The organism is Nostoc sp., from assembly GCF_041747015.1.
In the GTDB taxonomy this organism is placed as follows: domain Bacteria; phylum Cyanobacteriota; class Cyanobacteriia; order Cyanobacteriales; family Nostocaceae; genus Nostoc.
The window spans coordinates 1-5,272 of the sequence record NZ_JBGTFY010000083.1 but is presented as its reverse complement, the minus strand read 5'-3'; the positions used below and the strand labels follow the sequence as shown (position 1 = coordinate 5,272).

At 40.1% G+C, this 5,272-nt stretch carries 7 protein-coding genes and 1 pseudogene; 6 read left to right on the top strand and 2 right to left on the bottom strand.

Features of this window, described 5'->3' with window-relative positions; translation table 11 throughout:
- Positions 1-595: Uma2 family endonuclease (locus tag ACEW80_RS06600; protein ID WP_373525832.1), on the top strand; the 595-nt coding region annotated here is incomplete at its 5' end.
- Positions 596-637: 42 nt separating this feature from the next.
- Here the strand turns inward: ACEW80_RS06600 and ACEW80_RS06595 are convergent.
- Both ACEW80_RS06595 and ACEW80_RS06590 read right to left on the bottom strand, forming a co-directional pair.
- Positions 638-892, bottom strand: a complete 255-nt coding sequence (locus tag ACEW80_RS06595) for a UPF0175 family protein (protein ID WP_373525833.1) — start codon at positions 890-892, stop codon at positions 638-640.
- 116 nt (positions 893-1,008) lie between these two features.
- Positions 1,009-1,206 (bottom strand): annotated as a pseudogene (locus ACEW80_RS06590) (tetratricopeptide repeat protein); the annotation flags it as partial.
- 318 nt (positions 1,207-1,524) lie between these two features.
- Between ACEW80_RS06590 and ACEW80_RS06585 the strand changes: the two are divergent.
- From ACEW80_RS06585 to ACEW80_RS06565, 5 genes are all read left to right on the top strand, one after another.
- Entirely contained in the window at positions 1,525-1,743 is a 219-nt protein-coding gene (locus tag ACEW80_RS06585; RefSeq protein ID WP_373525831.1) for a hypothetical protein, read from the top strand.
- An 81-nt stretch (positions 1,744-1,824) separates the two neighbouring features.
- Positions 1,825-2,373, top strand: a complete 549-nt coding sequence (locus tag ACEW80_RS06580; protein WP_373525830.1) for an HNH endonuclease — start codon at positions 1,825-1,827, stop codon at positions 2,371-2,373.
- Between the two features lie 508 nt (positions 2,374-2,881).
- Complete coding sequence (locus tag ACEW80_RS06575; RefSeq protein ID WP_373525829.1) at positions 2,882-3,523, top strand: DUF938 domain-containing protein; 642 nt, start codon at positions 2,882-2,884, stop codon at positions 3,521-3,523.
- A 302-nt stretch (positions 3,524-3,825) separates the two neighbouring features.
- The gene (locus ACEW80_RS06570) at positions 3,826-4,299 is read left to right on the top strand and encodes a DUF29 domain-containing protein (protein WP_373525828.1); all 474 of its coding nucleotides are present in this window, start codon (positions 3,826-3,828) and stop codon (positions 4,297-4,299) included.
- 500 nt (positions 4,300-4,799) lie between these two features.
- Positions 4,800-5,272 (top strand): OB-fold nucleic acid binding domain-containing protein (locus ACEW80_RS06565; protein ID WP_373525827.1); only part of this gene is annotated, 473 nt, incomplete at its 3' end.

The window sequence follows — 5,272 nt, the reverse complement described above, 5'->3', positions numbered from 1 at the left end:
TGTATTGAGAAATATCAGTTGGCAGACTTTTGAAACCATGCTAGCGGAGATGGGAGAGGATAGAGCCTCTCGAATCACCTATGACCAAGGTATGCTGGAAATTATAACTCCCCTGATGCCGCATGAACATTGGAATTGCTTGTTAAAACTGCTCATTTTTGTTTTGGGTGAAGAGTTGAATTTAGAGATTTTTCCTACAGGTTCAACGACTTTGAAACGGGAAGATTTGCGGTGTGGTGCGGAACCAGATAGCAGTTACTATATTCGCAATGAAGCGTTGGTGAGGAACAAATCAGAAATTAATTTGAACTGTGAACCAGCACCGGATTTAGTAGTAGAAATAGATTTAACGAGTTCTTCGCTGAATAAATTCGATATTTATGCGTCTTTGGGTGTTATGGAACTTTGGCGTTATGACGAAGGTGTGCTGTATATTTACCAACTGCAACAAGGGCAATATATAGAGTGTGATAGTTCGCCAAGTTTTGCACAATTGCCTTTAATGGAAATTGCTCGATTTTTAGAAGAAAGTCAAAGAGTCGGCGTGATGAAAATGACGCGGAATTTTCGAGAATGGGTGAAGGAACAAATTTAAGTATTTAGTAATGTATTGGCGTTGATAACAATTATATTAGTTTCAGGCATTCGCTAAATCAGATATAAGTTCCTCTTCTGTTAGATCAATCATCGCCACACCATAACGGTGTAAATTAAGTAAAAAATTTATCCTATCTATACCTGCTAATTGTGCGGCTAAACCAGAAGAAATGCGTTTCATTTCAAATAGTTTAACTGCGATCGCCATTTTTGCTTCTTGCTCAAACTGTTCTCGCGTTTGTTGTAAAGCATCTGGTAAAGTTTCTGGATAGTTAATTTTAAGTTGTGACATGATTTTTATCAGAATGATGGCTTTTAATTTTCAGTCGTCATAAAGTCCTTCGTCTTCTGGTGCGTAGCCGTTCAAAAATCCATTATGGTTATGGGTGCTTTCGAGTTATTCCATATAAATTATGTATTTTCTAGTGCCTGCTCAATATTACCTTTAAGTGCATAATAGCAAGCTTTGTTGTACCAAGCTTGGTGGTAATCTGGTTTAAATTTCAGTGCTTGGTCATAGGATGCGATCGCTTCTTCATTGCGTCCTAAATCATCTAGCGCATTGCCGCGATTGTTCCAAGCTTCGTGTTTATCTGGTTTAAATTCAATACCCATGAATGAAATTATCAAACGGCTTGTGGGGGAAGGATTTCTAAATCTTTTTCCAAGTCTCTGATAACAGATTTATGTGATGAATTTTTGCGTTTAAATTTGGACATTTTGATTTTGACAACACGGGGATTAATACGTTTTCGTCGTGGGCACTTTGGATGATATTTATAGGTAATAATTAAGTTTTATTAAATTAACCGAATAGATTAAGGTTATTGCAATCTAGACACCCTAATCTCCTCAAGCCGCTGGACAAATATATACTATAAGTGTAATATAAAAGTTATTATTAACTACAAGTACTACAAAAATTCGATGATCCGCAGATTTTTCTCAAATTTAAATAGTGTAGTGCATTGCTACCCCTGGTGGGGTTTAGGCAAAGCAATTGTGCTATTTGCCTTTGAGGGAATATATTGTTTTTTAGACGGTAAATTTGTCGATGAAAACATTTTGACAGGATTGGTGCTTTGGCTGAATCCAGACCAATCAATCCAGAGTGGGAGGTGTCGGGCGATCGCGACACCGATATAGTGGAAAAAGTATCAACTTCAACTACTTGACCCCCGATCCTGATAACCAGAGGCGGGAGTTATTTTTAAGGAGTTTTTTTAGATGCAAGTTCAACCACCAAGTCTGCAACCACATATACTACAAAATTCAGTGGTAGTGTTTTCTAAGAACTACCTACCACTAGCACGCGTCAATATCAAACGAGCAATAGTGCTGTTAATTACGGGTCAGGCAGAATCTTTAAATTTTGGCACTACAAAGCACTGGGAAGTCCGTTCTCCTAGTATCGTACTACAAGTGCCTGAACATATCCGCTTGACGGTGGGTAATCCAGAACGTCACTGGAAAGTACCTCCAGTGAATCGACGTGAGGTACTGAGACGAGATAACCACACCTGCCAATACTGCGGCAGCACCAAGCGTCTAACGCTTGACCATGTAATCCCTCGTTCAAAAGGTGGACAGCACCGTTGGGACAACGTAGTGACTGCGTGTGAAAAGTGTAACTCAACCAAGGGCGATCGCTTAGTTCATGAAGTTGGAATGGTACTTAAAACTAAGCCCAAATCCCCAATTCACCCAGCGGTTGCATTTGCAGAACAATTTTGGAATGCACAACGCCTGACTGAAACAGTGCTGAGTGCTGAGTAAAAAGTAGGAGTAGTTACTGAAGTCTAAGTAAGGAAAACGGTTGTGTTGCAAAAACTTACGCCGTGTCAGTTGCGTAGGGGAGTTGGGGGTACTTGCAACCTCAACACGGAATTGCAGCAGCTGATTAATCCCCCCCCCAATACCGTTCGGTTAAGCCCAAAAAATAAGAATATTGTAGGTTGGGTTTCGTTCCTCAACCCAACCTACAATATTCTTAACCAAACCGTATTGTGATCCCCCCCAGTCTCAACCAAGTAGAGATAACTACGGGCGGGATGACATTGCGGGTGGGCGATGTCTGCAACAAGCTGCTAAGAGCGTCTACGCATTATTCCACAAATGGAAGAGTTGAACTTAGAATTTAATAGAATGGTTGTATGGCGGTGAGTCTCCAAAAAGGGACTTGCTCAAACTTATGCAAATATTTTATAAAGAATAGGTAGAGTTCTTCCTTTGATATTTGGGAGATGTTTCTTGTTTTATAATCAAATTAAATATAATGATCCGGATGACAACACAAGACGCACGACAATACGCACCAGCAACCCAGCGCAATAGCGAACCAATTCTAGAAGTGCTTTTACAAGTGTTGCCGGAGAGTGGCACTATTTTAGAAATAGCAAGTGGTACTGGTGAACACGCAGTCTTTTTTGCGTCCAAGCTCAGGGATTGTCTGTGGCTACCAACAGATGCAAATCCGCAATCAAGAGCCAGCATTATTTCATGGACTGAACACAATGTATGTGATAACGTTTATGCACCGCTTGATCTAGATGTCAGAGAACCAGTTTGGGCAGTGGAAAATGATGCATTTGATTGGCTAAATACGCAGCCAATTGTCGCCATCGTCAACATCAATATGATTCACATTTCACCTTGGTCAGCCTGTCTGGGGTTAATGGCAGGGGCAGGTCGTATCCTAAAAGCAGGAGGTATCCTCTATTTGTATGGACCCTTCAAGCAAGGTGGAGAACATACAGCAGCGAGTAATGCAGCTTTTGACGAATATTTACGCACCGAAAACCTAGAGTGGGGTGTGCGTAACTTGGATGATGTTGTAGCAGTAGCTAGCGCCCAAAATCTCACCTTGAAACAGATTTACCAAATGCCAGCTAATAATCTTTCAGTAGTATTTCAACGTTCCGCTTAATAATTATTCGGTTATGATGCAGGTGTCGCAGCTACGCCCGTCGTAGACATTTCTTGACCGATACGTTTAAGAATTTGCAATATTTCCATGACTTACGCATTGACAATAAATACCAAATATGGATATGGTTGAAAGCCACATCTTTCGTAAGGGTTTAGCATTCCTAAACCCCTACAGCCTGGTCTATTTACGATCATAAGGATAATTAATAAAAGCCTGAAACGACCTATTTTCGTTAATTTACATCACGGTTAATTTGTCTAGTGCGTAAGTCCTAATTTCATCCACTTTCGGATTGCTATATGAATAATCAACTGTACGAACAAGATTTTAATCTTTGGCGAGAAAGCATTATTGAGCAGATTAAAGAAAATCGTTTTAACGACATAGACTGGGAGCATTTGCTTTTAGAATTAGAAGATATGGGAAAGTCAGAGAAACGGTCATTTATTAGTAATTTAACAATCTTGATTGCTCATTTACTCAAGTTAACCGTTCAATCTGATGCTCCTGAGATGATGAAAGGAAGCTGGTATAGTTCTGTCACTGAACATCGTTTCAGAATAAACAGGGATTTAGAAGAAAATCCTTCTTTTAAGAACTATATTACTGAAGTTATTTCTAAAGCCTATGCCGATGCTCGTAAACTCGCAATCAAAGAAAGTAAAAAAGCTAAATTAGGAGTGAGAAAACCAACTGACATAGAATATCCTCTCGATTGTCCTTTTCTGATAGAACAGTTATTAGATGAAGATTTTTATGGAGATGGCGATTAAGATTCGTAGATTGGGTTGAATGCACCATCTTGATTAAATCTATTGTGGTACGTTATGCGGGCTACGCCTACGCATGAGTTGCAAGGGAGTAGATTTGCATCAGCGATAATTGCTCGCAGCTACTAAACTACTCTAAAATTAGATTACCCGACCAAACAAAAATCTGAAGATGGCTAGAGAATTCAACGTCATTTATAGAACGCGACTCTGAAGGTTATTTTGTTGCCTCCGTACCTAGTCTTGCTGGATATCACACCCAAGCTAAATCTCTAGACGAAGTGATAGAGCGGATTAAAGAAGCTATTGAACTTTGTTTAGGGGTTGAACAAGAAAATGCCGAAGTATTAGAGTTTATCGGTATGTAGAGTGTTTCTGTTATAATATGAGATTATTTGATTTTTTCTTTCAATAGAACTACTACAATTACTATTGATGCTAGATAATGGGAAGGCTTTGATATTTTCTTGCCAATCTAGCCCAGACAAACAGAACTAACACTTATGCGAACTCACTATTGCGGCGAACTCCGAAAAGAACATATTGGAAAAACTGTTACCTTTTACGGATGGATAGACCGTCGCCGCGATCATGGTGGTGTGATATTTTTAGATTTACGCGATCGCTCTGGAATTGTCCAAATCGTTAGCGATCCGCAACGCACCCCAGATTCTTACGAACAAGCGAACGCCCTGCGAAATGAATATGTTGTTGAAATCACTGGGAGAGTAACGCAACGTCCCGAAGAATCGCTCAATACCCGCATCCCCACAGGCGAGGTAGAAATCTACGCTGATAAAATTGAACTCCTCAACGCGGTTTGCAAACAGTTACCTTTTCAAGTTTCCGTAGCTGACACTGAGACAGTGCGGGAAGACTTGCGGCTGAAATATCGTTATTTGGATTTGCGACGCGATCGCATGGCGCAAAATTTGCAACTGCGTCATCAAATTGTCAAAGCCATGCGTCGTTATCT